The sequence below is a fragment of the Luedemannella helvata genome, from assembly GCF_039528415.1.
Taxonomy (GTDB): Bacteria; Actinomycetota; Actinomycetes; order Mycobacteriales; family Micromonosporaceae; genus Luedemannella; species Luedemannella helvata.
Map to the genome: position 1 here is coordinate 156,461 of NZ_BAAALS010000002.1, position 25,513 is coordinate 181,973.

22 protein-coding genes are annotated in these 25,513 nt (G+C 72.1%); 4 read left to right on the forward strand and 18 right to left on the reverse strand.

Annotated elements, in window-relative coordinates; genetic code table 11:
- Positions 1–88: 88 nt before the first annotated feature.
- The 5 genes from ABD191_RS02865 to ABD191_RS02885 all read right to left on the reverse strand — a co-directional run bounded on the left by ABD191_RS02865 (position 89) and on the right by ABD191_RS02885 (position 6,859).
- Entirely contained in the window at positions 89–1,414 is a 1,326-nt protein-coding gene (locus ABD191_RS02865) for a (Fe-S)-binding protein (RefSeq protein WP_344076421.1), read from the reverse strand.
- Entirely contained in the window at positions 1,414–2,658 is a 1,245-nt protein-coding gene (locus tag ABD191_RS02870; RefSeq protein ID WP_344076423.1) for an FAD-binding oxidoreductase, read from the reverse strand. The genes ABD191_RS02865 and ABD191_RS02870 overlap by 1 nt, the downstream gene beginning before the upstream one ends.
- Positions 2,648–4,120 (reverse strand): FAD-linked oxidase C-terminal domain-containing protein, encoded by a 1,473-nt coding sequence (locus tag ABD191_RS02875; protein WP_344076425.1) that lies wholly within the window; start codon positions 4,118–4,120, stop codon positions 2,648–2,650. Before ABD191_RS02875 ends, ABD191_RS02870 begins: the two co-directional genes overlap by 11 nt.
- 179 nt (positions 4,121–4,299) lie before the next feature.
- Positions 4,300–5,913: a hypothetical protein gene (locus tag ABD191_RS02880; protein WP_344076427.1), complete on the reverse strand. Its 1,614-nt coding sequence runs from the start codon at positions 5,911–5,913 to the stop codon at positions 4,300–4,302.
- Positions 5,897–6,859, reverse strand: a complete 963-nt coding sequence (locus ABD191_RS02885; RefSeq protein WP_344076429.1) for a VWA domain-containing protein — start codon at positions 6,857–6,859, stop codon at positions 5,897–5,899. Before ABD191_RS02885 ends, ABD191_RS02880 begins: the two co-directional genes overlap by 17 nt.
- Positions 6,860–7,404: 545 nt before the next feature.
- Here ABD191_RS02885 and ABD191_RS02890 point away from each other — a divergent pair.
- Positions 7,405–8,613 (forward strand): amidohydrolase family protein, encoded by a 1,209-nt coding sequence (locus tag ABD191_RS02890; protein WP_344076431.1) that lies wholly within the window; start codon positions 7,405–7,407, stop codon positions 8,611–8,613.
- Here ABD191_RS02890 and ABD191_RS02895 read toward each other — a convergent pair.
- The 4 genes from ABD191_RS02895 to ABD191_RS02910 form a co-directional block, all read right to left on the reverse strand.
- Positions 8,579–9,448, reverse strand: a complete 870-nt coding sequence (locus tag ABD191_RS02895; protein ID WP_344076433.1) for a nicotianamine synthase family protein — start codon at positions 9,446–9,448, stop codon at positions 8,579–8,581. The two genes, ABD191_RS02890 and ABD191_RS02895, sit on opposite strands and share 35 nt — an antisense overlap.
- On the reverse strand, positions 9,442–9,924 hold the full coding sequence (locus ABD191_RS02900) for a GNAT family N-acetyltransferase (protein WP_344076435.1): 483 nt from the start codon (positions 9,922–9,924) through the stop codon (positions 9,442–9,444). The genes ABD191_RS02895 and ABD191_RS02900 overlap by 7 nt, the downstream gene beginning before the upstream one ends.
- Before the next feature lie 397 nt (positions 9,925–10,321).
- The gene (locus ABD191_RS02905; RefSeq protein ID WP_344076437.1) at positions 10,322–11,350 is read right to left on the reverse strand and encodes a Gfo/Idh/MocA family protein; all 1,029 of its coding nucleotides are present in this window, start codon (positions 11,348–11,350) and stop codon (positions 10,322–10,324) included.
- The gene (locus ABD191_RS02910; RefSeq protein ID WP_344076439.1) at positions 11,347–12,300 is read right to left on the reverse strand and encodes an NAD(P)-dependent oxidoreductase; all 954 of its coding nucleotides are present in this window, start codon (positions 12,298–12,300) and stop codon (positions 11,347–11,349) included. The genes ABD191_RS02905 and ABD191_RS02910 overlap by 4 nt, the downstream gene beginning before the upstream one ends.
- Before the next feature lie 386 nt (positions 12,301–12,686).
- On the opposite strand from ABD191_RS02910, the gene ABD191_RS02915 reads away from it, so the two are divergent.
- Together ABD191_RS02915 and ABD191_RS02920 are read left to right on the forward strand one after the other, a co-directional pair.
- Positions 12,687–13,493, forward strand: a complete 807-nt coding sequence (locus tag ABD191_RS02915; RefSeq protein ID WP_344076441.1) for an enolase C-terminal domain-like protein — start codon at positions 12,687–12,689, stop codon at positions 13,491–13,493.
- Positions 13,494–13,508: 15 nt separating this feature from the next.
- Entirely contained in the window at positions 13,509–13,886 is a 378-nt protein-coding gene (locus ABD191_RS02920; protein ID WP_344076444.1) for a RidA family protein, read from the forward strand.
- 59 nt (positions 13,887–13,945) lie between these two features.
- Here ABD191_RS02920 and ABD191_RS02925 read toward each other — a convergent pair whose 3' ends face one another.
- From ABD191_RS02925 to ABD191_RS02955, 7 genes are read right to left on the reverse strand one after another with little or no spacing between them, the layout of a single operon-like run.
- On the reverse strand, positions 13,946–14,719 hold the full coding sequence (locus ABD191_RS02925; protein WP_344076446.1) for an SDR family NAD(P)-dependent oxidoreductase: 774 nt from the start codon (positions 14,717–14,719) through the stop codon (positions 13,946–13,948).
- Positions 14,716–15,642: a succinylglutamate desuccinylase/aspartoacylase family protein gene (locus tag ABD191_RS02930; RefSeq protein ID WP_344076448.1), complete on the reverse strand. Its 927-nt coding sequence runs from the start codon at positions 15,640–15,642 to the stop codon at positions 14,716–14,718. Before ABD191_RS02930 ends, ABD191_RS02925 begins: the two co-directional genes overlap by 4 nt.
- Entirely contained in the window at positions 15,639–16,586 is a 948-nt protein-coding gene (locus tag ABD191_RS02935) for a dihydrodipicolinate synthase family protein (RefSeq protein WP_344076450.1), read from the reverse strand. The genes ABD191_RS02930 and ABD191_RS02935 overlap by 4 nt, the downstream gene beginning before the upstream one ends.
- The gene (locus tag ABD191_RS02940; RefSeq protein WP_344076452.1) at positions 16,583–18,568 is read right to left on the reverse strand and encodes a dipeptide ABC transporter ATP-binding protein; all 1,986 of its coding nucleotides are present in this window, start codon (positions 18,566–18,568) and stop codon (positions 16,583–16,585) included. The genes ABD191_RS02935 and ABD191_RS02940 overlap by 4 nt, the downstream gene beginning before the upstream one ends.
- A complete protein-coding gene (locus tag ABD191_RS02945; RefSeq protein WP_344076455.1) occupies positions 18,565–19,425 on the reverse strand; it encodes an ABC transporter permease in 861 nt (286 codons plus the stop codon). The genes ABD191_RS02940 and ABD191_RS02945 overlap by 4 nt, the downstream gene beginning before the upstream one ends.
- Positions 19,422–20,354, reverse strand: coding sequence for an ABC transporter permease (locus ABD191_RS02950; protein ID WP_344076457.1), 933 nt, complete (start codon positions 20,352–20,354; stop codon positions 19,422–19,424). Before ABD191_RS02950 ends, ABD191_RS02945 begins: the two co-directional genes overlap by 4 nt.
- Positions 20,351–21,964 carry an ABC transporter substrate-binding protein gene (locus tag ABD191_RS02955; protein WP_344076459.1) on the reverse strand — a complete coding sequence of 538 codons (1,614 nt, stop codon included), beginning with the start codon at positions 21,962–21,964 and terminating at the stop codon, positions 20,351–20,353. The genes ABD191_RS02950 and ABD191_RS02955 overlap by 4 nt, the downstream gene beginning before the upstream one ends.
- A 240-nt stretch (positions 21,965–22,204) precedes the next feature.
- Between ABD191_RS02955 and ABD191_RS02960 the strand changes: the two genes are divergently transcribed.
- Positions 22,205–22,978: an IclR family transcriptional regulator gene (locus ABD191_RS02960; RefSeq protein WP_344076461.1), complete on the forward strand. Its 774-nt coding sequence runs from the start codon at positions 22,205–22,207 to the stop codon at positions 22,976–22,978.
- 87 nt (positions 22,979–23,065) lie between these two features.
- Here ABD191_RS02960 and ABD191_RS02965 read toward each other — a convergent pair whose 3' ends face one another.
- Together ABD191_RS02965 and ABD191_RS02970 are read right to left on the reverse strand one after the other, a co-directional pair.
- Positions 23,066–24,160 (reverse strand): ABC transporter ATP-binding protein, encoded by a 1,095-nt coding sequence (locus ABD191_RS02965; protein WP_344076463.1) that lies wholly within the window; start codon positions 24,158–24,160, stop codon positions 23,066–23,068.
- Between the two features lie 33 nt (positions 24,161–24,193).
- Positions 24,194–25,483: an ABC transporter substrate-binding protein gene (locus ABD191_RS02970; RefSeq protein WP_344076465.1), complete on the reverse strand. Its 1,290-nt coding sequence runs from the start codon at positions 25,481–25,483 to the stop codon at positions 24,194–24,196.
- Positions 25,484–25,513 lie beyond the last annotated feature (30 nt).

A 25,513-nucleotide genomic window follows, 5' to 3' on the forward strand; every position in this document is an offset into this window, starting at 1 on the left:
AGATAAATGTGAATGCGTCTCGCCGCCGGTTCGACACACATGTGCCGCGCGGGCGGACCTCGACGCCCGACCGCGCCGGAGGGCGGCGCTACTGAGGAGCGTCGGCCGGCCGGGCCGCCGTGCACCGCGCTGCCAGCGCGCCGGCCCGGCCGGCATCCGTCGCCGCGGCCAGCAGCTCCACGGTGTGCGCCGTGGCCACCGGGCTCCCCGTGGCCGCGGTGGCGCCGGCCAGCTGCATGAGGCAGCCGGGGTTGCCGGCGACCAGCAGGTCCGGGCGGGCCGCGCTGACGTGGCGCGCCTTGCGGGCCCCCAGCTCGGCTGAGGCGGTGGGCTGGAGGATGTTGTACACCCCGGCGGAGCCGCAGCACAGGTCCGGCTCGGCGATCTCCACCAGCTCCACCCCGGGGATCGCGCCGATCAGGTCGCGCGGCTCCCGGCGGACGCCCTGGGCGTGCGCGAGGTGGCAGGCGTCGTGGTAGGCGACGCGCAGCGGGACCGGATGAAGCGGGGCCACGGCGTCGCGCTGCCCGAGGTACTCGGTGATGTCCTTGACCTTCGCGGCGAAGCCGCGGGCGCGGGCGGCGCGGCGCGGGTCGTCGGCGAGCAGTTCGCCGTACGACTTCAGCGTCGAGCCGCAGCCGGCCGCGTTGGTGATGATCGCGTCGACGTCGTCGGGGATCTGGTCGACGAGACGCCGGGCCATGCCCACCGCCTCCCGGTCGCGCCCGTTGTGCAGGCTCAGCGAGCCGCAGCAGCCCTGCCCCGCCGGGACGACCACCTCGATGCCGTTGGCGGCCAGCAGCGTCACCGTGTCGCGGTTGACGCTCGCGAAGAACGCGTCCTGCACGCAGCCCGTCAGGAGCGCCACCTTCCCCTGGCGCGGCGAGACATCCGTCGTCGCGCTGCCCGCGCGTCGCCGCCCGGCCGCGGGCGGCACCTGCGGCGCGAGGGCCGCCATGGCGGTCAGCCGCGGAAAGGCCCGACGCAGCATCGCACTGCGCGTCAGCCATCCATGCGCGCCGGTCCGCTGAGCCAGGCGCAGCAACGGCAGCACGAGCCGGATCCGCCTCGGGTACGGAAACAACGAAAAGATCAACCCACGGAGTACCCGGTCGGTCGGCCCGCGCCGGGTCGTCTCCTCGACCCGCGCCCTGGTCTGCTCGATCAGCTTGTCGTACTGAACGCCCGACGGGCACGCCGTCATGCAGCCCATGCAACCGAGGCAGGTGTCGAAGTGCTCGATCCGGGCCGGGTCGAGCGCGTCGCCCTCGGTGAGGCCGGCCATCAGGCGGATGCGACCGCGTGGCGAGTCCATCTCCTCCCCCCACAGCTGGTAGGTGGGACACGCCTGCAGGCAGAAGCCGCAGTGGACGCAGTCACCCAACAGGTCGGGGAACGTTCGGCCCTCGCTCATCAGATGCCTCCCACGAACCGGCCGGGCGACAGCACGCCGCCCGGATCGAACTGCTCCTTGACCCGACGCATCAGGTCCAGGCCACGTACCGGTCCCCAGACGTCGAGGTCGGCGGACGTCGCGCGGGGGGCGCGGGTGACGACCGCACTGCCGTCGAGCTCCCCGGCGACCGCGCGGACGGCGGTCACCAGCGCGGGGACCGACCCGGGCGGCGGTGCGGCCACCGTGAGCCGCAGGACGCCGACGCCGGCCCGGCCGCTGACGTGCGCGCCGCCCTCGGCCACCGGGGGGATCGCATGGAACCGTTCGAGCGTGTCCGCCACGGCCGCGGGCGCGACGACCACCTTCAGGACGAGGTCGTCAGCTGTCCCCTCGGTCGCGGCGACCGGATGGGGCACCGCGACGCCATCGAGCACGTCGCCTACGCGCGCGCAGCGGGCCGCGACGCCGGGCGGCGAGCCCTCCATCAGCGTCTCGACGACGCCCGTGCCCGTACGCAGGTCGTAGTCCAGCTCGATGGCGGACGGTTCGACCCGCGCCCGCGCGTACGCGGACACGACGGCCCGCACACCGGCCGGCCCGTCGATCTCGTGGCGGGTCCACTGGCTCGCCCTGGCGCGCGCGTGCAGCCGGAACGTGGCCGCGACGATGACCGCCAGCGTCCCGTACGACCCGGTCATCAGCTTGCAGAGGTCGTAGCCGGCGACGTTCTTGACGACCTTGCCGCCGGCGCGGGCGGGCGTGCCGTCCGCGCGCACGAGCTGGACCCCGATCAGGAGGTCACGCACGGACCCGTACCGGTGCCGCAAGGGCCCCGACGCGTTGGCGGCGATGATCCCGCCGACGGTCCGCTCGCCCGCGACATCGAGCGCGAGCCGCTGCCCGTGCCCGGCCAGGTGACGCTGCAGCTCCGCCAGGCTCAGCCCGGCCTCCGCCGTGACCTGAAGGTCACCGGGGCTGTGCTCCACGACGCGGTTCAGGCGCCGGGTGGACAGCAGCACGTCGAGACGGCGGGGCGGGGGGCCCATCGCGAGCGCCGTCCTGTTGCCGGTCACGGTCAGGCAACGGCCGGCGGCGGCCACGGCGCGCACGACCTCGCTGACCTCGCGCGGGGACCCCGGGGATGCGACCACCGGCGGCACCAGGCCGCCGACCGCGTCACCGTCGGCACCGTCGCGGATGTTGTCCAGCCCGCAGATGTCGGCGACGCGTCCACGCAGCAGCGTGTCCCGGTCAGAAGACATCGCCGGCCCCCGCCTCGGTGAGCGGGTGGACACCGCGACGCGGCCCGGGACGCTCGCCGCACAGGCGCGGCGTGGGGAAGAGCTTGCCGGGGTTGGCGACCCCCGAGGGGTCGAACGCGCATCTGACCCGGTGCATGGTGTCCAGATCGTCCTCAGTGAACATCAGGGGCATGTACTTCTTCTTGTCGAGGCCGACGCCGTGCTCGCCGGTGATGGACCCGCCGGCCGCGACGCACAGGGCAAGGATCTCCCCGGCGAGTTCCTCGGCCCGCTCGGCCTGACCGTCGACCGCGTCGTCGAAGAGCACCAGCGGGTGCAGGTTGCCGTCGCCTGCGTGGAACACGTTGGCGACCCGCAGGCCGTACCGGTGACCGAGTTCCTCGATGCGGCTGAGCACCTCGGGCAGGCTGGTCCGCGGGATGACGCCGTCCTGGACGTAGTAGTCGGGGCTGACCCGGCCGACCGCCGCGAACGCCGCCTTGCGGCCCTTCCAGATGAGCTGGCGTTCCTGGTCGGTCTGGGCCACGTGGAGCGATGTCGAGCCCGCCTCGCGGCAGAGCCGCTCCACGGCGGCGGTGTCCTGGTCCACCTCGACCGCCGGCCCGTCGAGCTCGACGATGAGCACGGCCGCGGCGCCCTCCGGGTACCGGGTGGCGACGGCCTGTTCCACGGCCGCGATCGCGGTCGCGTCCATCATCTCGATCGCGGCCGGCAACAGGCCCTCGGCGATGATCGACGACACGGCCGCGCCGGCGTCGTCGATCGAGGAGAACGCGGCGAGCAGCGTGCGGACGGCCTCGGGGCGGGTCAGCAGCCGCAGCGTGGCCCGGGTGGCCACGCCGAGGGTGCCTTCGCTGCCCACGAACGTGCCGACGAGGTCGTAGCCGGGGTACTCCACCGCCGTTCCGCCGAGCTGCTGGGTCGACCCGTCCGCCACGACCACGTCCAGGCCGGTGACGTGGTTGGTGGTGAACCCGTACTTGAGGCAGTGGGCGCCGCCGGCGTTCTCGGCGACGTTGCCGCCGATGCTGCACACCGACTGGCTGGACGGGTCCGGCGCGAAGTACAGGCCGTGCGGCGTGGCCGCGACCGTGACGTCGAGGTTGATGACGCCCGGCTCGACGACCGCCCGTTGGTTGTCCGGGTCGATGGCCAGGATGCGGCGCAGCTTGGTGGTGACGATGAGGACCCCGTCGGCCCGGGGTGTCGCGCCGCCGGACAGTCCCGTGCCGGAGCCGCGCGCGACGAACGGCACCTGGTGGCGGGCGCAGGCGCGCACCGCGCTCGCCACCGCGTCGGCGTCGTCGGCCAGGACCACGGCCGCCGGGGTGCTGCGGTGGGTGGTGAGGCCATCGCAGTCGTACGCCCGCAGCGCGGACGGGTCGGTCAGCACCGCCCGCCCGCCGAGTGCGGGTACGAGTTCGGCGAGGACCGCGTCCAGCCGTGCCCCACTCCCGTTCACTACGGGGCTCCTTCCACGAGGGGTCTGTGGTGTAGGCGCAAACCTAGCCCAGTTCACCAGGCGAGATCAACCATCCGCACAGTGGAAAGGAGGCTCTCCGTGCACGCCGTGGACTCAGCTACGACGCGCGGCCCGTGGCGGCGGCGGGGCCGCCACCTCGTGACGTTCCGCCTCCCGGGTCAGGTACTCCCGGGAGCCCGCCGCCCGCCGCGTCGCCGACCGGCCAGGATGAGCACGGCGCCGAACAACACGCACAGCCCACCGATCGCGGCCAGTTGGGGCAGGCCGCTGGTGCCGGTGACCGGCAGGGGCGGGACGGCCACGTTGACGAAGACGCAGGTCACGTCCTGCCCGACGGCCAGCCTGACGGTGCGGTTGGTGACCGCGACGGTCCGCCCGGTCACGGTGTGGACGCAGGTCGGTTCGAGGGCGCGGTAGCCCCTGGGCCCGGCCTCCTCGGCGAGTCGGTACGGGACGGCCGCGCGCACGCCGGCTCCGGTGACGGCGGCGGTTCCGGTGGCACCGGAGATGCTCTGCCGGCGACTGGTCGCCGCGAGGGTCCAGGCGCTCGGCGCGGCCGAGCCGCCGCGGACCTCCTTGACGAGGGTCAGTCGAGGTTGGATGTCGCGGTTGGCGAAGGTGCAGGTGATGTCCTGACCGAGGCCGGGGGTGAGTTTGTTGTCCGGGGTGGGGACCACCGTGGTGGTGCCGGTGAGCACACAGGTGAGCCCGTCGCTGGCGTAGCCGGCGGGTCCGCCCGTTTCGGAGAGGGTGTACGTGGTCTCCGGGGCGACCGATACGCCGGTGACGGTCGACCCGCCGTTCCGCCCGACGATCGATCCGGTCTCTGAATCGGCGTGCAGGAGCCAGTCGGTGGCTGCCGCCGTACCGCCGAACTGGTTGGTCACGGACTTGCGCAGCGTCAACCGGGCCGGCTTCGCGAGGTTCTTGGCGATGCAGACAACCCTTGTGCCGACGCTGGCGATGATCTGGCCGTTGGTGCCGTCGAACACGTTGGCGTTTCTGAGGCCGCTGCGCGCCCGCACGGAGCAGGCCCAACTACCGGTCGCCGGTGGCACGATGGTCGCGCCCTCCGCCACGGTCTGGGAGTACCCGGGCGCGGCGCTCTCGCCGAGGGAGTACACGGTTCCGGCCGTGACGGTCCGGGTGACCCCGGTCTGTCCGCTGAAGACCGGGCTCTCGCCCTCGTAGACGGTGAGGGTCCAGTCCGTCGTGGGCGCGGGCTCGCCGTACGGGTTCTGGTCCTGCTTGATCAATTGCAGGGTCGTGGGGCAGTCGAGGGTGTTGGTCACCTCGAAGGTGTTCAGCCCGGCCGTAAGGGTGTGCTCGCCCAGGTCGCCGGAAGGCGTGTTGGTGCAGTTGGGCGGAAGGATGTCCTCGGCGAGGGTCTCGCTGATGGTGACGGGGTCCCCGGCGGTATATCCGGTGTACTCGACGCCCCAGCTGGGTTCGTCCTGGCCGGTGAGGTCGAGGTTGGCCTCGAACTGGCTGGGCTGCTCGGGATCCTCGTATCTTTCCCCGTTGATGACCCAGGTCTTGTTCACGACGACCGAGGCGAGCGGGGTAGGCGACCGGTTGAGGACGGTGCACGTGACGATGGCGGAGGCGGCGGCGGCGACGGTGAAGCCGAGGGCGCCGGCGTCGGTGACCGTGGTCGGCTCGCCGTTGGCGGTACAGGCGGCGTTGAATCCGGCCTGTTGCACCAGGCTGTAGCCCTCCTGCAGGGTCTCGGTCAGCGTGACCGGACGGGTCGGGCTACCGGCGAGGTCCACCGCGAAGTTGACCGCCCCCGTCTGGCCGGTGACCCCGGAAGCTGGGGTGACCCCGGACGTCGAGGTGGTGAAGGTCCACTCCGGCAGGGGGCTGGGCGTCAGCCGCGCTGCCGCCCGGCGGAATGCCCAGCTTGACCACGCTGATCGTGCCGCTGCAGGTGGCGAGAGCGACCTGGCGGAACACCCGCGCCAGCGCGTCGTAGTCGGTCTGCACGTAGTCCGAGCCGCGCACGGGACCGGACACGGCCTGCAGGTTCTGGGCGGCCCCGCTCACCCCGCTGCCGACACCGACGGCGACCACCCGGGTCCCTTCGGCCTTGAGCGCGTTGGCCGAGAAGATCCCTTCCTCCACCTCACGGAACCTGGTGTAGTTGCCCGGCCCACCGGGCGGTTCGGACCCGTAGAACGTCGGGCTGCCGTCGGTCAGCATGACGACGACATCGAAGGGCGGGATGGCGGCTGTCATCTCGAACAGGCCGGCCGCCCAGTTCGTTCCGCCCCCGGCGGTGATCCCGTTGATGGCGGTTTTCACGGTCGTCGCGCCGGCAGCGGAGGCGACCGGGGTCGGTGGCAGAATCGTCTGGGCGCCAGTGGCGAACGTGGCGAGCCCGATCGTCGATGGAGTGCCGGTCAGCGCGTCGACGAACCCGTTGGCCGCATTCTTGACCTGCGACAGCGACGACGCGATCGAGCCGGACACGTCAATGAGCAGACCGATGTTGAGCCCGCAGGTATCCGGCAGCGGCGGGTTGACCCGCTCGTCGGCCCACTGTGATCCCCGAGCGGTCCGATTCTGGTCGCCGCCGCTCACCGCGGGCACGTCATAGGTCTGGTTGTCGCGTACCGACCCGGTGAAGTACCTGTCGTACACGGTGGATGTTGTGGTGTTGCCACCCGTATCGAGGTCGTCGACGACCGACCAGCCCGTGGGTGCCGAGCGTTCCACCACCCAGTACCCCTGGTTTTCTTGGTGCGCTCAGGCACGGCCACCGAACACGTCCCGTTCTGCGCCGTTGTGCAGGACGCGGTGGGAGTCGCTCCCGATTCCGGAGGGGTTTCCGCGACACCGGCGAAGAAGTCGAACGTCGCACCGGCCAAGCCGGCCACGGCCTCCAGGCTGATACGGTCGCCGCCCTTGTGTTCGACCAGCGTCGCCGACGACGTGGCCGCCTGGGCGGAGTCTCCCGCGCCGAGTACGCCGAATACGCCAACCGCGCCGAACGCCACGGTTACCGCCGCCACGGCCGCCACAATGTGTCGAACACGTGTACCCACGCGCATCCCGTACTCCGTTCCGATAAGGCAACTCGGGCGGGGTGGCCGGGTGCAGCCTGGGCCACCGTCACACTACAGGAGTACATGATCATTTGAGTATTAATATGGACAAAGAGTTTTTAACGCTCAGTACGGTGGAGACAAGCCGCGTCGGCCGCATACCGCCCGCGCCCCGGCTGTACCGGCGTGGTTGTCGTGGGGCACTACGGTCGGCGCATGGCGGTCTCCTTCGCGGTCCGGGCCATGCATGCCTTCGACGGGGAACGTTTCCTCCCCGATGGGGCACAGGTCCACGTGCGGGGCGACCGGATCGTCGCCGTGCGACCACGCGACGAACCGCCGCCGGAGGGCTGGCCGGTGCTGGACCGCCCCGACGCCACCCTCCTGCCCGGCCTCATCGACACCCACGTCCACCTGGTCGCCGGTGGCGAGCCGGACGCCCTCCCGCTGGACGCGGCCCGATCCGCCGCCGAACGCGAGCACGTCGTCCGCCGGTCCCTCCTGGCGCAGGTGCGGGCCGGCGTGACGACCGTGCGGGACCTCGGCGACAACCGGTTCGCCGCCCTGAACCGGCCGGTACGCGAGGACGAACCGCGGGTCATCGGGTCGGGCCCACCCATCACCTCCGTCAACGGCCACTGCGCCGCGCTCGGCGGCGAGGCGGCCGGCGCGAGCGCGCTGCGCGGCGCCGTGGCCGAACGCCACGAACGCGGCGCGCAGACGATCAAGATCATAGTGAGCGGCGGCGCGATGACGGCCGGCTCGGACCTGCTGCGGCTGCAGTTCGACATCGCTGACGTCCGCGTCGTGGTTGACGAGGCGCACCGGCGCGGGCTGCCCGTCACCGCGCACGCCCACCCGGTATCAGCGGTCGAGGTCTGCCTCGCCGCCGGCGTGGACGCCATCGAGCACTGCACCTGCCTGACCGCTACGGGCATCTCCACCCCGGACACCGTGGTCGACAAGCTCGCCGCGCAGCGGGTCCAGGTCTGCCCGACATTCGGCCGCCTGCCCGCACTGCCACCGTCCCCGCAGGCCCTCGAGGTCATGCGCCGCACGGGCATGACACTGGCGGCCAGGTTCGCCCAGGTGGGCCGCCTCCACGCCGCCGGCGTGCCGCTGCTCGCCGGCTCGGATGCCGGGATCCACCCGGCGAAGCCACACGGCGTGCTCGCCTACGCGGTCGCGGAGCTGGTCACCTGCGGCCTGCCGATCGACGCCGCGCTGCGGACCGCGACGTCCTCGGCCGCCGAAGCATGCGGGCTCGCCGCCACCGCGGGCAGGCTCCGCCCGGGCATGGCGGCGGACCTCATCGTCGTCGACGGCATTGCCGCGACGGACGTCCTCGCGTTGACCCGGATCCGCGACGTCATTCTGCGCGGCCTGCCGGTCATGACCGACGCCGGGCCACGATCACCGAGTTGACGACCTCGCCGAGGGGATGCAGCACAACCTCCGGCACGAGACCGGCGTCACGGACGTCACGGACGTCCACGGTGGGATAGAGCAGCGACCGTAGCCCGTCCGCACTGCGGATGACGACATACGTCCCCGGCTCGACACCTGCGCTCGTCGCCCGCAACACCGCCCGCTTCTCCGCGGAGGTCAGCCCGACCAGTGCCGCGACGACGACCACGTCACAGCCGGCGGTCGCGCGGGCCATGTCCGGCGCGGACGCCGCGTCGGACAGGACGACATCGATCTGCCGGGCCGGGGCGAGCCGGACGACGAGCCGACGGGACAGGTCGACGGCCTGCGCGTCGCGGTCGACCACGGTGATCCGTGCACCGAGCGCGCGGGCGAGCAGCATGGCACTCAGCGGCAACGGGCCACCACCGACGAAACAGACGCCTCGACCGGGTCCGCGACGGTGGCCGGCGCCCGCCAGGGCATGCAGTTCGAGGCGGGCCAGCCCGTGGTAGTTGCCGAGGTAGGGAAATCTCGCCGCTTCGGCGCGCGCGTCGGTCGCGGCGAGGATGCGCCGCGCCCAGAGGTCCTCAAGCAGTGCCTCACCTTCGGCACACAGCCTGATGAGGTCCGGCCGCACCTCGGCGATCCGCGGCTGCGACAGCACCGAGGCGACATCCACGGCATCGGTGTGGACGCAGGCGGTGACGAGTTCGGTGAACAACGCGTTGACCACCGGCGACGGGGCCGGGCTGCCCTGCGCGCGCAACTGCTCGTACAGGCCGAGAATGCGGCCGGGCAGTGAGCCGCTCTGGTCGACGTCCTCAGCACGCGAGCCAACAGCGCTCAGCATGCCGGCGCCCGCAGCAACGCCTCCACGCCGATCTCGAAGTGCACGGTGTTGAACGGATCCGGCCGCTCGTCATGGACCTCCCGGGTGGGCAGTGACCGCCAGAACGCTTCCGCGCCCGCGACGCTCGCATCGGTGTGCAGGTACACGCGGCGATAACCGCCCGGGCCCACGCCCCAGGCCACCGTCCGCTCGACGAGAACCCGTCCCACCCCGCGTCGGCGAGCGCGAGCGGCGACATACACCCGCACGAGTTGGCAGACGTCCGGCTGGTTGAACTCACGTGCCAGCCAGTGCGGGTTCGGCGGGCTGGCCAACTGGCACGGCCGCACGGCCGCCGTCCCGACAATGCCCGCACCGTCGCGGGCGACCACCAGCACGCTCCGCGGGCTACGCAGATAGGCCGCGCCGAGGTCGTCAACGTCGCGATGCCACTGTTGACGGTATCCGCCGAGGTCAGCGTGCAGGACATCGCGCATGACGGCCTCCGCCTCGGCGAGGTCTGCCGGCACGGCGACACGGACATCGAGGTCCGCAGACCCGCACTGACTCGCATACCCACGGCTCGACATGCACGCACCCCCGCTTTACGAAACACCGACGGTTGGGATGCCGAATGGACTACGTGACGGCGGACAACACCCTCACCCGTACGGATGAGGCCTGCCGTTCACCCTCCATGCGCCACCCTGTTGGTAATCGTAACCGTTTTCATTAGCGATGGGTGACGGCTGCCCTCAAAGACGTAGCCGCCGCAGGCGCGCACGGCTGCCGTTGCCGGGGGCGGGTGGGTCGCAGACCGGGACAGTGATCGACCCGCCGGGCGCGGCCCGACGGGTCATCGGTGTTCGTCGTCGGCGGCGGACGGCCCCGTGGCTACCTCAGGGCAGTCAGTTCGACCGTTTGGCGAGTGCGGGCCGACTGCTCGGCGGCGGCCAGCATCGCGGTCGTCGCCAGGCCCTGGACCCCGTCAACCAGCGGCGGCCGGCCCTCGCGGGCCGCGGCGACGAGGTCACCGAGTTCCAGCGCGTACGCCTCCAGGCGCGGCGCGCTGACCGGGTCCAGCGGGTCGAAGGGCGACTGCTCGAACGCGAGCGTCCAGCCCTCGCCGCGGCCCAGTCGGACCGTTCCGTAGGCGTCCAGTTCGATCATGCCGGCCGTGCCGATGAGCTGGAGCTGGAGGCCGGAACCGAGGCCGGGCGCCGGGATGTCGTAGCTCATCCACAGCTGCGCCATGGCGCCGCCGCGGAAGTGGTAGCTCGCCATCGCGCTGCGCATGGGCGGCGGGCCCGAGCCGTACTGCTCGAACATCGCGAACGCGAGGTCGGGCTCGTCGTCGACGAACCAGCGCACGAGGTCGCACGCGTGCGCGCCCCAGGACGCGTAGGTGGTCTGCTGGTTCGGGTCGAGCTTCCACTCGTCCTGGGTCTTGGTCGTGTCCCAGAAGCCGACCTCCGGCCCGATCGCGCGGACCATGGTGACCCGCCCGATGGCACCGTCGTCGATGAGGCGCTTGGCGGCGGCGGGCGCGGCCCGGAAGCGGTGCTGGGACACGACGGCCAGGGCGACGCCGGCGTCCCGGCACGCCGCGACCATGCGGGCGCACTCGTCGACGTTCTGGGCCATGGGCTTTTCCACCAGCACATGCCGGCCGGCGCGCGCGGCGGCCACGGTCTGCTGTTCGTGGCCGGCCGGCGGGGTGGTCAGCACGACCACCTCGACGGCGGGGTCGGCCAGCAGCGCCTCATAGGAGTCGTGCAGGGTGCAGCCCTGGTCGGCCGCGAGCGCGGGGGCGCGGCGGCCACCGGCGACGGCGACCAGGCGTACGCCGGGCACGTGGTGGGCCGCGACCTCCGCCCAGGTACGTCCCATGAACCCCGAGCCGAGCACCCCGACGCCGGTCACCGCCCCGCCCCCAGCCGGCCGTTGTCGGACAGCAGCGCGAGAATGCGCTCGGCCGCGATCCGGCGGATGTCGGCGAACGCCTCGACGGAGGTCGCGCCGATGTGCTGGGTGAGCACGACGTTGCGCAAGCCGAGCAGCGGATCGCTCTCGGGCGGCGTGGGTTCCACCTCGCGGACGTCCAGTCCCGCGCCGCGCAGCCGGCCGGCGCGCAGCGCCGCCGCGAGCGCCGCCTCGTCGACGAGCCCGCCGCGCGCGACGTTGATGAGGACGGCATCGTCGCGCATGAGGTCGATGGCGGCGGCGTCGATGAGGTGCCGGGAGCCGTTGGTGAGGGCGGCGCACAGCACGACGGCGTCGCTGCGACGCAGCAGTTCCTCCAGCGGCACCAGCGGGATGGGCGCGTCCTGCCGGTACGGGTCGTGCCCGATGACCGTCATGCCGAGCCCTTGCGCCTTCTGCGCGAAGCGTGAGCCGATCCGCCCCACGCCCACGACCCCGCAGGTCTGGCCCGGCACGCGGCGGATGCGGTAGAACTCGTCCCAGTCGCGCACCTCCCACTGCCCCTGAGCGGCCGCGGCTGCGGTCGGCACGATCAGGCGCTGCACGGCCATGAGCAGCGCGATGCCCTGGTCGGAGACCTCGTCGGTGCAGTAGTCGGGCACATTGGCGACCGTGATGCCGAGTTCGGCCGCGCGGGCGGCGTCGACGCCGTCCATGCCGACGCTGTAGCAGAGGATCGCACAGGCCTTCGTCATGCGATCGAGGTCCTCGTTCGGCAGCCGCCCGGAGGTCACGACGAGGTCGGCGGTGCCCAGCGCGGCCCGCGACTCGGACAGGTCGTTCGGCACCACGAGCCGGACGCCCCGTGCGGCGAGCGCCTCGCGCTCGGTGTCGTAGTTCCACCGCAGCGTGGTGATCGGGTCGTAGATGACGACGGTCGGTTCGCTCACGTCGACTCCGCTCGGGTTTCATCTGTTGGATTTCTGATTCTACTTGATAGAATCAGCCGCTACCCGGCGATGTCAAGGAGGAGCTATGCGCGTGGCCGGCGTCGAACTGCTGCGCCTGCGCGCGCCGTTGGCCGTGCCGGCCGGCCCGGCCGGGGTGTTCAACCGTCACCGCGAGACGCTGCTCGTCCGCCTGCGGGCCGCCGACGGCACCACCGGCTGGGGCGAGACGTACGCCGTCGGGGGCACCTGGGAACAGCTCTGCTCATTGGGCCGGGAGCTGGTCGGCGCCTCGCTGCACGAGTCCCCGCCCCGCCGGGCTCGACGAGGCGGGCGCCTCGTTCGCCCTCGGCGCCCTCGACATCGCCTGGCGCGACCTGCTCGGCCGGGTGCTCGGCATACCCGTGCACACGCTGCTCGGCGGCGCTCGGCGCGCCCGCGTACGGGTGTACGCGTCCGGCTTCCTCTATCAGGAGGGCCGCCACCCGGCGGAGGTCTGGCCAGCCGAGGCCGTCGACCTGGTGGAGCGAGGATTCCGTTCTCTGAAACTGCGCATCGGCGGCTACCCGGCGGAAGAGGAGCTACCGCTGCTCGCCCGGCTGCGCGAGGACCTGCCCGCCGACGTGACGCTGATGGTCGACGCGTGGGGCTCCTACGACGCGGTCACCGCCGAACGCGTCGGCCGGCGGTTGGGCGAGCTGGGCGTCGCGTGGTTCGAGGAGCCGTGCCCCGCGCTGCCGGCCGGCCTCGCCGACCGCCTGGAGGTGCCGATCGCCGGCGGCGAGATGGGCCGCACCGCGACGGAGCTCGTCGATCTGATCGACAGCGGTGCGCTGGACGTCGTACAGCCCGACGCGGCGATCTGCGGAGGCCTCGGCGCCGCGCAGATCGTCGGCGTCGCGGCGGCCCGGCGCGGGGTACGGTGCGTGCCGCACACCTGGAACGGCGCCGTGATGGCGGCGGCCACACTGCACCTGGCGGCCGCGCTGCCGCTGGCTGCCCGTACGGGCGACGGCACGGCCGGTCCGCTGCTGGAGTACGACACGAGCGAGAACCCGTTCATGTGCGATGTCGTTGTCGACCCGCCCAGGCTGGTCGACGGCTGTTTCACCGTGCCCGACTCCCCCGGGCTCGGCGTCGAGCTCGATGAGCGGGCGCTCGACCGGTTCGTTGTCGACCGGTACACCTGTCCCTGAGCTGAGGAGTCTCCTGTGCACAAGATCCCCGTCGTACCCGCCGACAGCGCGCCGCCCGCCGGCCCGTACTCCCCCGGGGTGCGGGTGGGCAACCTGCTGTTCGTGTCGGGCCAGGGGCCGTTCGACGCGGCCGGCAACCTCGTCGGCGACGACTTCGCCAGCCAGGCGCGGGCGGCGTTCGCCAACATCGAGGCGATCGTGCGCGCCGCCGGCGGCGACCTGTCCGGCATCGTGCGCATCGGCGCCTACCTCAAGTCGCTCGACGACTTCGCCGAGTGGAACGCCGTCATGCGCGACGTGCTGCCGGCGCCGTACCCCGCCCGCACGACCATCCCGGCGGACCTGCCGGACTTCCTGATCGAGATCGACGCGGTGGCCGTACTGCCGGAGTGAACCCGATGGCGGTGGGCCGCGCGACGCGGCCCACCGCCCTGGTACCCCCGGAGAAGAGATCAGTACGACAGCCAGCCGCCGTCGACCAGGATGCTGCTGCCGGTGACGAACCCCGCCTCGGGCGAACACAGGTAGGCGACCATCGACGCCACGTCGTCGGGATGCCCCCGACGGCCCAGCGGCGTGCGCCGCTCCCACCACCGCTGCGGCATCGGCGCCGGGCCTGCGGCGCTGTCGTCGAGGGCGATGTCGCCGGGCGCGACGTGCACCGACCGGATGCCGTGCTCCGCGAGCTCGAAGGCGAGCCCCCGGGTCAGGCCGAGCAGTCCGGCCTTGGTCATGGTGTACGCGGTCGCGTGGTGCTGCGCCGCGTAGGCGGCGACCGACCCGACGTTGATGATCACCCCGCCCGTACCGGCGGCGATCATGTGGCGGGCCGCCTCCCGCGCGCAGCGGAACGCCGCGGTGAGGTTGACGTCGACGACCCGGTCCAGCCAGCCGTCGTCGCAGTCCAGCAGCGGCGACAGCGCGCCGGGCCCGGTGACGGCGGCGTTGTTGACCAGGATGTCGATGCCACCGAACGCCGCGACGCAGGACGCGACCAGCCCGGTGCAGGCGGCCGCGTCGGCCAGGTCCGCGACCTCGACGCGCAGGTCGCGGCCGGGTGCCGCCAGCCGCTCGCGGGCCGCGGCGGCGGTGGCCTCGGTCCGCTGGCCGACCAGGACGCGCACGCCGGCGTCGGCGAGCCGGGCGGAGATCGCCGCGCCGATGCCGCTGCCGCCGCCGGTCACCAGCGCGACCTTGCCGGACAGGTTCGGGGCCGGTGATGTCATGGCAGTTCCTCCGGGACGGGTCCGAGCATGACGATGCCGGTGCCCTCGACCACGGGCGCGCTGCGGCGCAGCATCATGACCACGCCGTCGTGCGGGGCCGTGACGCGCTGCGCGACCCGCCCCCTGCCGTCCACGATCTCGGCCACCGGGTCGCCGGCGCCCACCACGTCCCCGGCCCGCACGGCCGTCACGCACCAGCCCGCCACGTCCGCCGACACGGAGGAGTCCACGTCGCCGTCGCCGCCGCGCACCACGCGCCGCACCACGCCCGCCGGCGGCGGGTCGTCGACCATCCCCCGCCGGCCCAGCAGGCGCAGGACGCCGTCGACGTAGCCGTCCACTTCGGAGCGACGCAGGCCGCCGCCGCCGCTGCCCTCGACGTACAGTGCGGCAACGCCGTGTTCCGCGGCGGTGGTGAGGCTGCGGCCGGGGTTGAGGCCCTCGTGCACCCAGACCAGCGGCGCCCCGAACGCGTACGTGTCGTCCGCGGCGGCCGGATCGCCGTAGCCGGCGAAGAACGGCATGGCGTAGTGCGCCCCGGCCGAATGCAGGTCGACGAGCAGGTCGGCGCGCGCGATGACGTGGTGCGCGAGGGCGTCGGCGATCCGCTCGGTGACGGTGCCCGACGGCGAGCCCGGGAACACCCGGGCCAGGTTGGCGCCGTCGAGCGGACTCGTGCGCGACATCGCGTCGTGCGCCGGCGGGTTGGCTACCTGCACGGCGAGGACCCGCCCGGAGCCCAGCCCGCCCGCGCCCCGCGAACCCCCGATCCGGTCCAGCAGCGTGCGCACCGCGAGAATGCCCTCCAGCTCGTCGCCGTGCACCCCGCCGAGCAGCGCGACGGTCGGCCCGTCGGCCGCGCCCCGGACCTGGTCGATACGGATCGAGACGCCGTCGCCGACGTCCACGACGCGGGCGCTCACTCCTTCGGGTCCGCGGCGGCGGCCAGGACCGACCGGACGTGCTCGCGCATGCCGTCGTCCACCTGCGCGAACGGGTGCGCCGTCGTGGCGTGCTGGATGATTCCCTGCTGGACCAGCGCCTCCTTGAGCGAGCCGACCACGGCGGCGCTGAAGCTGCCGCCCGGCAGCGGGTGCTGGTAGAGCGCGAAGAGCCCGACGATGCGGCCCTGCACGGCGGCGGCGCCCTTCCAGTCGCCGGCCGCCGCCCGGTTGGCCAGCTCGACGTGCAGCGGCGCGAACGCGTTGGCCAGGCCGGGCACCGCGCCGTGGAACCCGCCGAGCAGCAGCCCGTCGATGGCGAACTCGCTGCCGGTGTAGCGGCGGAAGTCCGCCAGGTCGGCGGTCTGCTCGGCGAGCATCCGCTGGGCCTCGACGTTGCCCGAGGAGTCCTTGGTGCCCGCGATGGCGCCCTCGGCGGCCAGCTCCCGCAGCAGGGACGGTTCGAGGTTCACGTTGACCCGGGTCGGAATGTTGTACGCCAGCACGGCGGTGTCACCGGCGGCCGCCGCGACGGCGCGGAAGTGGTCGGCCAGCTCCGCGGGCGAGTGGGGGAAGACGAACGTCGGCGGCACGAGCACCGCGTCGGCCCCCATCCGCGCGTACGTCGTGGCGTCGACGACCGCTTCGCGGGTGCCCAGGGCCGGCACCCCGATCATGAGGTGCACCCGGCCGGCCACCCGGCGCACCGCCCGGTCGGCGACGGCCAGGCGCTCGTCGCGGGTGAGCGCGCCGTTCTCGCCGCACGAGCCGAGCGCGAGCAGGCCGGTGACGCCCTGGCCGATCAGGTGGTCGATGAGCGAGTCGAGCGAGTCGAGGTCCGGTTCGCCGCTGGGCAGCAGCGGGGTGACCATGGGCGGGATGACACCGGACGCGGGAGGCGGGACGAGGACGCGGGTGGTGGTCATGGTGTGTCCTTCGGGAGTGGGAGTGAGCCGGGGAAGTGGCAGGCGGTCGAGCGCCCGGCCGCGTCGGTGCTCAGCGGCGGGACGGCGGTGCGGCAGATGTCCTGGGCGACCGGGCAGCGGGGGTGGAACGGGCAGCCGGGCGGCACGTCCAGTGCCGACGGCGGGTCACCGGCGAGCACGATGCGTTCAGCCCGGCCGGCCGGGACGTCCACCCTCGGCAGGGCGGAGAGCAGCGCGACGGAGTACGGGTGCAGGGGCTGTGCGAAGAAGGCGTCCCGGTCGGCCACCTCCACCAGCCGGCCGAGGTACATCACCGCGATGCGGGTGGCCAGCTCCCGCACCGCGACGAGGTCGTGCGAGACGAACAGGTAGGTCAGCCCGCGCTCGCGCTGCAGGTCGCGCAGCAGCGAGATGACGTGCGTCTGGATCGACACGTCCAGCGAGGCCGTGGGTTCGTCGAGCACGATCAGCTCCGGGTCGGCGGCCAGCGCGCGGGCGATCGCGACCCGCTGCGCCTGCCCACCGGAGAGCTCATGCGGGTACCGGTCGGCGATGCCCGAGCCGAGCCGGACCGCGTCGAGCACCTCGGCGACCCGGGCGCGGCGCTCCTCGCGTCCCGTGCCGAGGTTGACCAGCGGCTCGGCGACGGCCGCGGCGACGCGCATGCGGGGGTCCAGCGACCCGTGCGGGTCCTGGAAGACCGCCTGCATGCGCTGTTCCCGGCGCACCCGGCCCCGCCGGTCGGCGGGGTCGTCGCCGGCCACCCGCACCTCGCCCGAGGTCGGTGCCACCAGCCCGAGGATGGTGTGCGCCAGCGTCGTCTTGCCCGACCCGGACTCCCCGACGAGCGCGAGTGTCTCGCCGGTGGACAGGTCCAGGTCGACCCCGGCCAGCGCGGCGACGCGGCGACGCGCCGAGCGGTAGGTCTTGGTGAGGGCGCGCACCGTCACCAGCACGTCGCCCGACGTCGTGGTGTCCGCCACCGGTGGCGCCGGCGCGGGACCGGCCGCCTCCCCGGCGGCCACGGCCGCCACGTTGTGGCAGGCCGTGCGGCGACCGTCGCCGATGGCGACCAGCGGCGGCTCGGTGGTGGCGCAGATGTCCAGCCGGTACGCGCACCGCGGCTCGAACGGGCAGCCGGGCGGCAGGTCGGCCAGGTCGACGGCGTGTCCGGGGATGCTGCGCACCTCGCCGCGCGGCAGGCTCAGCCGGGGCGTGGCGTCGTTGAGCGCCTTCGCGTACGGGTGGCGAGGAGCGGCGAAGAACTCCTCGACCGGACTGTCCTCGACGATGCCGCCCGCGTACATGACGATGACCCGGGTGCACAGCTGCCGGACCAGGCCGAGGTTGTGCGACACGATCACCAGGCCGAGGTCGGCCCGGGGACCCGGCGCGCCGATGCTCGCGAACAGCTCCATGATCTGGGCCTGGATGGTGACGTCCAGCGCCGTGGTGGGCTCGTCGGCGATGAGCAGCCGGGGCTCGTTGGACAGCCCGAGGGCGATCAGCCCGCGCTGGCGCATGCCGCCGGACAGCTCGTGCGGCCGGCGGCCGAGCAACTGCTCCGGCGCGGGCAGCCCGACCGACCGCAGCACCCGCAGGGCCCGGTCGCGGCGGCGCCGCGAGTCGCGCTCGCCGTGGGCGCGCAGGCCCTCGGAGAGGTGGCTGCCCAGGGTGCGCAGCGGGTCGAAGGACGTCAGCGGGTCCTGGAACACCATGCCGGCCCGGCTGCCGCGCAGGGGACGCAGCCGCTGCTCGGGCAGGTCCGACAGGTTGATCCCGTCCAGCGTGACCGTGCCGCCCTCCTGGCCCGCCCACGGCGGGAGCAGTCGCATCAGGGCCAGCGCGAGGGTCGTCTTGCCGGAGCCCGACTCCCCCACGATGCCGACCCGTTCGCCGGGGGCGACGTCGAACGACACGTTGGCGACGGCGCGCACGTCACCGTAGGTGATACTCAGGTCGCGTACGGACAGCAGGCTCATCGCGGCCGCCGCCGTGCCGTGTCGACCCGCAGGCGGGCGCCGAGCCCTTCGCCGAGGAAGTTGATGCCCAGCACGGTCAGCATCAGCATGACCGCCGGCGCGAGGGCCGCGACCGGCGCGGTGTAGATGGCGTCCACGCCCTCGGTCAGCATGACGCCCCAGTCGGCCTGCGGCGGTTGGACGCCGATGCCCAGGAAGCTCAGCGCGGACAGCACCACGATCCCGTTCCCCATTCCGATCACGAGCAGGACGATGAGGACGTCGGCGACGTTCGGCAGCACGTGCACGAACAGCAGCCGGTACAGCGGGGTGTTGCTGACCCGCGCGGCCTGGATGAACGCCGCGGACCGCAGGGGCAGCACCGACCCGCGCATCACCCGGGCGTAGGACGGCAGCGCCGCGATCGACACCGCGATGATCGCGCTGGTCACGCTCGGGCCCAGGATCGCGACCACGACGATGGCCGTCAGCAGGGTCGGGAAGGACAGGAGCACGTCCACGACGCGCATGATCGTGTTGTCGACGAAACCGCCGACGAAGCCGGACGCGACGCCGATCAGCGACCCGATCACCGCGCCGATGCCCACGGCGAGCAGGCCGGCCGGGATCGACAGCAGCCCGGCGTGCAGCAGCCGGGCGAGGGTGTCGCGGCCGAGCTGGTCGGTGCCCAGGGGGTACGCCGCCGACGGTGGGGCGTAGCCGTCCATCGCGTTGGTACGCGTGGGCGACACGTCGTACACCAGCGGCCCGACGATAGTGATCACCGCGACGATGCCGAGCAGGACGAGGCCGACGCGGGTCATCGGCGAGGCGAACAGGTTGCGGCGCGACCGCGCACGCGTGGCGGTCGCGCTCATGACAGCGCGATCCGCGGATCGACGATCCGGTACACGATGTCCATCACCAGGTTGATGGCAAGGATGAGCAGGGCCACCACGAGGATCTCCCCTTGTACGGCGGGCAGGTCGCGTCGGCCGATCGAGTCGAAGATGACCGTGCCGAGGCCGGGCCAGGAGAAAATGTTCTCCACGATGAGCGCCCCCGCGAGCAGCCGGCCGAACTCCACGGACAGCAGGCTCAGCACCGGGATGGAGGCGTTGGGCAGCACGTTGCGGGCGACCAGCCGGCGCTGCGGTATGCCGACCGCGCGCAGGGTCCGCACGAACGGCCGGTTGAGGACGTCGAGCACGCTGGTCCGCACGACCCGGGCCTGGATGCCCGCGAGCGGGATGCCGAGGGCGAGCGCGGGCAGGACCAGCGACGTCCAGCCGTCGGCACCGGCGACGGGGAAGATCTGCACGTACACGGCCAGGACGCTGACCAGGACCGTGCCGAGCAGGAAGTCCGGCGTCGCCACGAGCATGGTGGTGGCCGCCGTGAACGTCAGGCCGGTGCTGCGCCGGCGCGAGTGCCGCAGCGCGGTGATGATCCCGATGGGCAGCGAGAGCATCAGGCCCACCCCGACGCCGGCCGCGGTGAGCAGCAGCGTCAGCGGCAGCCGCTCGGCCACGATGGTCGTCACCGGCTGGTGGGTCAGGAACGACGTGCCGAGGTCGCCGCGCAGCACCTGGCCCAGGTAGTCGAAGAACTGCACCGGCAGCGGGTCGTTGAGGCCCAGCTGTTCGCGCAGTTCCTCCGCGACCTGCGGGTCGAGGTTGGTGCCCGCGATGACCTGGACCGGGTCGCCCGGTACCAGACGGATCATCGCGAAGGTGATCAGGAGCACCGCCAACGCGGCGGGTACGGTTACCAGTACCCGCCGCGCGGCGAATCGGACGAAACTCACGCGCCCGGTTCCAGATCGTTGATCTTCAGGATGCCGTCGGGCTGCATGCCGATCCCGCGGACCGACTTGGCCGAGAAGACCACGCTCTTGGGCTGGTAGAGCACCAGCGCCGTGTGGTCGGCCGCCATCAGTTGCTGGGCCTGGCTGAGCAGCGCGTCACGCTTGGGGATGTCGGTCTCGGAGACCGCGGCCTCGAGCGCCTTGTCGACCTCCGGGTTGCAGTTGAAGGTGAGGTTCGTGCCCAGCGGCACCTGGGCCGACGGGATGTTGGCGCAGGCGAACAGGATGCGCATGTTGCCGGCCGGGTCGAGGATGCCGTAGCGGCCGATGTAGATGTGCTGGTCGCCCTTGCGGCGGGTCTGCGTGACGGTGGCGAACTCCTCCGTCTTGATCTCCGCCTTGATGCCGACCTGCGCGAGCTGGTCCTGGACGAGCTGGTCCAGCGCCGGCCACGGGTCCTCGGCCGCCGACAGGATCGTCAGCGTCAGCGGCTTGCCGTCCTTGGTCATGACGCCGTCGCTGCCGGGCGTGTAGCCGGCGGCCGCGAGCAGCGACTTGGCCTGCGCCTGGTCGTAGCCGGCCACGGCCGACTTCACGTTGGCGTCGTAGCCCGGCACGATCGTCGGCACGACGCTCCAGTTGACCTCGGCGTAGCCGCCGGCCACCGCCTGGATGAGGGCCTCACGGTCGATCGCCGCCGAGATGGCCTTGCGGACGTTGAGGTCCGGCACCTTCTTGGCGTTGATCCACAGCGCGGTCTCGCTGATGCCCGGGAACGCCGCGTTGTTCAGCGTCGGCGTGGCGGCCAGCCGCTTGGCGTCCGGCCCGGTCAGCTGCCCGACCTGGACGGCGCCGGTGGTCAGCAGGTTCGCCCGCGTGCTGGCGTTCGGCACGTACTGGAAAATGATCTTCGAGTACTTCGGCGCGCCCTTGTTGGCCAGGTCGGGACGGATGGTCGTGTAGTCGGGGTTGCGCTCGACCTCGAGCTTGTCGCCCTTGGTGTAGCTGACGAACTTGTACGGGCCGGTGCCGACCGGCTTCGCGTCGAGCGTGTCGGCCTTCGCCGCCGTGGGCGAGGGGATGCTCAGGTCGGCGTTCGCCAGGTTGATCAGCGCGGCGCCCACCGGGGTCTTCCAGGTCACCTTGACGGTGTTCTCGTCGATGACCTGGCTGTTGTCGTAGGGGCCGAGCACGCTCTTGGAGTTGGTCGCCTTGGTGTTGGGGTCGACGACCCGGTCCAGCGCCGCCTTCACGGCCTCGGCGTTGAACGGGGTGCCGTCGTGGAACTTCACGCCGGTACGCAGCTTGAACGTGATCGAAGGGCCCTCCACCGTCCAGGACTCGGCGAGGCTGGGCCCGATCGAGCCGTCGGCGTTGAGCACGACGAGGGTGTCGTAGATCGCGGCCATCTCGTCGCTGAGGTACTGGATGTTCCTCGCCGGGTCGAGCGTGGGCTGCTCGACGGCCTCGGCGATGCGCAGGATCTGGTCGCCGGAGGCGCTGGAGTCGGAATCGGAATCGGAGCCGCACGCGGCGGCGGGAGCAATCATCAGGAGCGCCGTGGCGGCGGCGAAAAGCCGGCCGACCCGGCTCTTGCGGCGTGTAGACATTCGGACCTGTCCCCACTCGTGCCGTTGGTTGCCCGCTCTCGGCGGGACGCGATCTGGAGCAGATGCGTGCCCGAGTATGAGCACGGAAGATCTACCGTGTCAACAGATGAAATGGCCGTTCCGATATAGTCATCAAACCGTTGCGGCCACGGGCGTTGGCCCCGGCCTGTCGTTTTGACAGATGAAATCAGCGACTTACTCTAGATACGGGCACCGCGAGAGACAGGGACAAAACACACGATGAAGGTCAATGCCGAGTCCGGCGCGAGCTACCCGATCCGGGCCGTCGAACGGGTCTGCGACATTCTCGACGTGCTGCAACGCTCCCGTGACGGGGCGACGCTGTCCGACGTCGCCGAGGTGACATCACTGCCCAAGAGCTCCGCCTACCGGTACCTGTCCGCCCTTGAGGCGCGCCGCTACGTGGAACGCGACGACGAGAACAACCTCTACCGGCTCGGCCTCGCGCTGCGCCCCCAGCACACCCGGCAGCTCGACATGCTCATCAACCGGGCCAAACCGGTGCTCGAGAAGCTCCGCGACCGGCTCGGCGAGACCACCAACGTCGGCGTGCTGGACGGCGCGACCGTGCTGCACGTGCTCGTGGTGGAGAGCAACGAGATGATGCGCCTGGCCGCCCGGCCGGGCGAACACGGCAGCCTGCACTCCACCGCGCTGGGCAAGGCAATGGCCGCCGAGCTGCCCAACGACCGGGTCCGCGCCATGCTCGCGGCGCAGGAGATGACCCGCTACACCGATCGCACCATCTGCACCGTCGACGGCTACCTCACCGAGCTTGAGCAGGTCCGCAAGGTCGGCTACGGGGTCGACGACTGCGAGAACCAGCCCGACGGGCGCTGCGTCGCCGTCAACCTGATGGACATGCCGTTCCCGTGCGGCATCAGCGTCAGCGCTCCGGCACGGCGGCTGCCGTCCGACAAGGTCGACGCCGTGGCCCGCACCCTGCGCCGCGCCGCCATGCAGCTCGTCCGCGACTACCACGCCACGACGTGAGGGGCGCCGGCTCCCGGACACGGGCCGTGGGCACCCTCCCGCGACGGGGGACGCGGACGGGTGCCCACGGGGCTCGTGGCGGGCCGGTCAGCGGACGATGCGGTTGGTGCTGGCCACATCGAACAGGTGCACCCGGCCGGGCTTGACGGTGGCGTGCACGGTCTCACCCACGGTCACCCTGTAGTCGGGGGCGACGCGCGCCACCACGACCGCGCCGCCCACCCCCAACTCCACGAACGTGTCCGAGCCGATCGGCTCCAGCAACTGCACGGTCGCCCCGAACGACGTCGGGCCGGGCTCGCCCAGTGACACGTCCTCGGCGCGCAGCCCAGCCGCGACCTTCGGCCAGTCCCCGTCGGCCAGCCCGATGCCGGCCTCCGTGCCCAGCTCCAGCCGCATGCCCGGCGCGACGAACGCGACCCCGTCGGCGCCGCGTTCCAGCTCGCCCTCGATGAGGCTCATCCGGGGCTTGCCGAGGAAGGTGGCGACGTAGGTGTTGCACGGTTTGCCGTACACCTCGTGCTGCGTGCCGTACTGGACGAGCTTGCCGTCGCGCATCACGGCGATGACGTCGGACAGCGTCATCGCCTCCTCCTGGTCGTGGGTGACGAACACGCTCGTCGTGCCGAGGCTCTGGTGCAGGTGTTTCACCTCGGTGCGCATCCGGGCACGCAGTGCCGCGTCCAGGTTGCTGAACGGCTCGTCGAGCAGGAACACCGCGGGCCGCTTGACCATCGCCCGGCCGAGCGCCACCCGCTGCTGCTGGCCGCCGGAGAGCTGACCGGGCCGCCGGGTGAGCAGGTGCCCGATGCTGAGTGCCTCGGCGACCCGGCCGACCCGCGAGCGGATCTCCGCCTTGGGCCGGTGCTGCAGCTTGAGGGAGAACGCCATGTTGTCGAAGACGGACATGTGCGGGTACAGCGCGTAGTTCTGGAAGACGATCGCCATGCCGCGCTCGTTCGGCGGCACCTTGGTGATGTCCCGGTCGCCCAGATGGATCGTGCCGCCGTCGGCCCGCTCCAACCCGGCGATGAGGTTCAGGGTGGTCGTCTTGCCGCACCCCGACGGCCCAAGCAGGGTCACGAACTGACCCGCCGGCAGCTCGAGGTTCAGGTCGTCGACCGCCGTCACCTTGCCGTAGCGCCGGTACAGCGACTCCAGTCGCAGCGTCGCGCCCGCCATGCCCACTCCTTCCTCCGTGCCGGGTGCCCGTACTCAGGCGCCCATCTGGGCGATCATGAGCTTCTTGACCGCGTTGATGGTCTCCTCGTGCGCCTGCTCCGGCGTCCAGGTGCCCTTGGACAGGTTGGTCAGGCCGAGCAGGAACGGCGCGTTCCACTTGAACGGGGCGTTGCCCGGCCAGGCCAGCTGCGCCTTGGCCTGCTCGGCCAGCGCGGCGGCGAAGGGGAAACTCGTGGCGACCTCGGCATCCCTGCTCACCGACAGCCGGCTCGACGGCAGCACCTGGCCCGCCTTGCCGAGGACGAGCTGCTTCTGGAACTGCGCGCCGGTGGCGAACTTCACGAAGCTCAGCGCGGCTTCCTGGTTCTTGCCGAACTTGTTGATGCCCAGGCCCTCGGCGACGATGACGCTGCCGCTGGTGCCGGCGGCGATGCCGGGCAACGGGCTGATGCCGAGGTCGTCCTTGCCGATGACGGACTTGGCGGCTGGGTCGGTGCTCAGGGCGGTCGAACCGAACCCGGTCGTGTTGATCTGGCTGGCCGCCAGGTTCTGGTTGAACAGCAGCGAGGTGTCCTGGTCACCGACGGCGTTCGCGCCCGCGGTGCCGAAGAACTTCGCCTGGAACCCACGCGCGATCGCCTGCCAGGTCTGCAGGCCCTTGTCGTTGTCGAACATCAGCTGGCTCTTGTCCTCGCTGAACAGCTGCCCGCCCGTGGAGTTGAAGAACGCGATCCAGAACGGCACGCCGTTGTTGTTCCACGGGACCACACACGGCTCGCGGTTGCCGACGGCGAGCTTGGGGGCGTACGCGTAGAGCTCGTCCCACGTGCCCGGCAGCGCCTCCGGCAGGCCCGCCTCGGCCCAGTTCTTCTTATTGTGGAAGAACAGCTCCATGTCGGCGAACAGCGGGGCCGCGTGCAGCGCGCCGCTCTTGGTCAGCTGGCCGAGCGCCGCCGGCACGAAGTCGCTCGTGTCGCCGAGCAACTTCGCCAGGTCGAGGTAGATCTTGTCCCCGAAGTTGGAGATGAAGTCGACGCCCGCGTAGAGCACGTCGTAGCTGGCGTCCTTGGACACGATCCAGGAGGCGTAGCTCGTCGCGCGCTCCGCGTACGGGATGATCTCAGCGGTGACCGTGCCGCCGGTGAGAGCGGCCCACTGCTTGCCCGCCTCGGCGCACGCCTGCTGGCTGGTGGGGTTGCAGGCCACCTTGAGGGCGACGCCGGGGAACTTGTCGTCGCCGCCGCCGCTGGCCGACGGCGCGGGGGTGTCGCCATCGTCGGTGCACGCGGCGAGCACCGGCGCGGCGGCCGCGAGGGCGAGCACGTTACGCAGGAGAGTACGACGGGATGTGCC

Excerpts from the sequence above, each read along its gene's own strand:
- ABD191_RS02965 (WP_344076463.1), bottom strand. The coding sequence starts at position 24,160 with ATGGCGGGCGCGACGCTGCGACTGGAGTCGCTGTACCGGCGCTACGGC.
- ABD191_RS02955 (WP_344076459.1), bottom strand. The coding sequence starts at position 21,964 with ATGTCTACACGCCGCAAGAGCCGGGTCGGCCGGCTTTTCGCCGCCGCC.
- ABD191_RS02960 (WP_344076461.1), top strand. The coding sequence starts at position 22,205 with ATGAAGGTCAATGCCGAGTCCGGCGCGAGCTACCCGATCCGGGCCGTC.
- ABD191_RS02925 (WP_344076446.1), bottom strand. The coding sequence starts at position 14,719 with ATGACATCACCGGCCCCGAACCTGTCCGGCAAGGTCGCGCTGGTGACC.
- ABD191_RS02945 (WP_344076455.1), bottom strand. The coding sequence starts at position 19,425 with ATGAGCGCGACCGCCACGCGTGCGCGGTCGCGCCGCAACCTGTTCGCC.
- ABD191_RS02900 (WP_344076435.1), bottom strand. The coding sequence starts at position 9,924 with ATGCGCGATGTCCTGCACGCTGACCTCGGCGGATACCGTCAACAGTGG.
- ABD191_RS02895 (WP_344076433.1), bottom strand. The coding sequence starts at position 9,448 with ATGCTGAGCGCTGTTGGCTCGCGTGCTGAGGACGTCGACCAGAGCGGC.
- ABD191_RS02865 (WP_344076421.1), bottom strand. The coding sequence starts at position 1,414 with ATGAGCGAGGGCCGAACGTTCCCCGACCTGTTGGGTGACTGCGTCCAC.
- ABD191_RS02890 (WP_344076431.1), top strand. The coding sequence starts at position 7,405 with ATGGCGGTCTCCTTCGCGGTCCGGGCCATGCATGCCTTCGACGGGGAA.
- ABD191_RS02940 (WP_344076452.1), bottom strand. The coding sequence starts at position 18,568 with ATGAGCCTGCTGTCCGTACGCGACCTGAGTATCACCTACGGTGACGTG.
- ABD191_RS02935 (WP_344076450.1), bottom strand. The coding sequence starts at position 16,586 with ATGACCACCACCCGCGTCCTCGTCCCGCCTCCCGCGTCCGGTGTCATC.
- ABD191_RS02870 (WP_344076423.1), bottom strand. The coding sequence starts at position 2,658 with ATGTCTTCTGACCGGGACACGCTGCTGCGTGGACGCGTCGCCGACATC.